This window comes from Ferrovibrio sp. (assembly GCF_035304305.1).
In the GTDB taxonomy this organism is placed as follows: Bacteria; Pseudomonadota; Alphaproteobacteria; order Ferrovibrionales; family Ferrovibrionaceae; genus Ferrovibrio.
The window spans coordinates 1-2,274 of the sequence record NZ_DATGQG010000168.1; the positions used below are offsets into that span (position 1 = coordinate 1).

Sequence of the window (2,274 nt, forward strand, 5' to 3'; positions counted from 1 at the left end):
AAGCGCCGGTAGGCAAGTACGATTGGCTCAACCGCTCGGCGTTCATAGGCACGCTGGAGATGGCGGAAGAAGCCGCAGGCCCGGCGGTGAAGATCCGGTTCTACAAGGCGGTTTGACGAACGCGGCAGCCACGCGGAAGACTGCGCCGGATCGATGGGCCGATCCGTCATACGCAGACGGAGGTGGTCGCGGTAGGGGCGAAGGTGATGACGGTGGCAGCAAAGCCCGCCCATGCTGTCGTTTCCCCCACCAGCGCCAGCCAGCGCGTGGAGCCGCCTTCATTCGCCTGCGCGCGCCGGCGGCGCAGCCAGAGTGCGAGCAGCAACAGCGGTGGGAGAAAGGCGAGCCAGGCGCCGACCTGAACCACCCGGTGGAGATTGGTGGGGCCGATAGGGACCGCGCCCCAGCCATAAGCGCAGCCGATGCCGTGGAGACCGTAGATGGCCCCGAACGCGGCCGCCCAGCCGACGAATCCCGCGACCACCCAGATCATCGCAGGCACTTTCATTGCCCGGCGCCTAACAGGATCGGAACGTGTAGCGCGACAAGAGCAGTGATGCCGGCAAGCGCCGCATAGTCGGTCCACAATCCTACTACGCGCAGGACCAGGCTGCGGGCTGGAGAGACGTAGCCGGCCTTAACGCCGGTCCACCCGAACAAGGCCATTAGCAGCGCCACGATGGCATGCAGCACTGTATAGGCAACGAGCATCGTCGCAATCGCAGCGTAGGCATGGGAGGTGGGCGAGGGCAGTCGGAACAGGGGCGCGGCAAGCAGCGCCAGTGCACCGATGACCAGCCCGGCCGCGGCAGTAAGGGCCCAGCGCGCAGTGCCGTACCGATCGCCTTGGCCGTTCTCGGCCAGCGAACCGCGCATCGCCCAGGCCGCAACACCGAAGCCGGCGGTGCCCACGACAAGGTCGATGACGCTGGGGTCGATGAAGGCCGGCGGCGGCCAGTTGGGTGCAATGGTCCAGAGATACGCAAAGCCGAACAGCAGGCTGCCATACATGGTACCGTCGGCGACAAGCAGCCCGAGGCTTCCGCACCATCCGGGCGCAAACTGGGCCTGATGATGGACGTAGGCAGTCTCGCCGAGCCCTATGTCGATCGGCCCCTCGTCCGCGCGGCTGACGATCTTTCGTGCCCAGATCCAGCCCATCGCCGCGAGCAGTGCGAGAACCACGGCCGCGACCCAGTAGAGGCCGAGCAGGAAGGCGAGGAAGAACAGGCCGGTCACCGCTGCGGTGACGACAGGCAGCCAGCTATTGGTCGGAACTACCGCCAGATAATCGATACGGCCGCTGTTGACGCACACGGCGATTGTCTCGCGCAATCCGTCGCGGTCGCGCGCCAGATAACCGTCTCCGCGCGCGAGCCGGACGTCGAGATCGGGTACGTCGTCCAGCGGATCGCGGCTCGCGACATGCGGTTGGCTGACGAAATTGTACGTGCCCGGGCGCAGCATCATTGCCCATTCCAGTGTGCTCGCGCGCCACGGATTGCGGCGGCTGGCTCGGCCGGCGAGCATCGTTTGCAAGATGTCGATGACCACCAGAGCGAAGCCGAACGCCGTGATGAAACCGCCGATCGAGGACAGAAGGTTGAGCTCGGTCCAGCCCGCGTCGGCGGGATAGACGTCGACCCGGCGCGGCATGCCGAGAAGCCCTGTCAGGTGCATCATGAAGAAGGTGAGATTGAAGCCGACGAAGATCAGCCAGAAGGCGGCCTCGCCAAGCTTGAAACTGCGCTCTTTGCCGGTGAAGTGCGGGAGCCAGTAATAGGTGCCGGCAAGCAGCGGGAACACCAGGCCGCCGACCAGCACATAATGCATGTGCGCGACGATGAAGTGGGTGTCGTGAGCCTGCCAGTCGAACGGCACCACGGCGATCATCACGCCTGTGAGGCCGCCGATCACGAACACGAAGAAGAACCCGATCAGGTAGAGCATCGGCAGCTTGAGCTGCGGCCGCCCCGACCAGAGGGTGCCGAGCCAGGCGAATATCTGGATGCCGGTCGGGATTGCGACCAGCGCCGACGCGGCCGAGAAGAAGCCGAGCGCCATGTGCGGAATGCCCACCGCGTACATGTGGTGGACCCACAGGCCGAAGCTCAGGAAAGCGAGCGCGACGATCGCGGCGATGATCCAGCGATAGCCGAGGAGCTTGGTCCGCGCCATGACCGGAAGCACGGTCGAGACGATGCCGGCGCCGGGCAGGAAGATGATATAGACTTCCGGATGGCCGAAAATCCAGAACAGGTGCTGCCAAAGCAG

The 2,274-nt window shown here is 65.2% G+C and carries 2 protein-coding genes; both read right to left on the bottom strand.

Going from position 1 to position 2,274, the window contains the following annotated elements:
- Nucleotides 1–166: 166 nt before the first annotated feature.
- Nucleotides 167–508: a hypothetical protein gene (locus tag VKZ87_RS18290; RefSeq protein WP_324222713.1), complete on the bottom strand. Its 342-nt coding sequence runs from the start codon at nucleotides 506–508 to the stop codon at nucleotides 167–169.
- The coding region (locus VKZ87_RS18295; protein WP_324222714.1) for a cbb3-type cytochrome c oxidase subunit I at nucleotides 505–2,274 on the bottom strand (1,770 nt) is incomplete at its 5' end. The genes VKZ87_RS18290 and VKZ87_RS18295, both read right to left, overlap by 4 nt.

Bases quoted from the DNA above. Each gene is read 5' to 3' on its own strand.
- VKZ87_RS18290 (WP_324222713.1), bottom strand. From the start codon at position 508: ATGAAAGTGCCTGCGATGATCTGGGTGGTCGCGGGATTCGTCGGCTGG.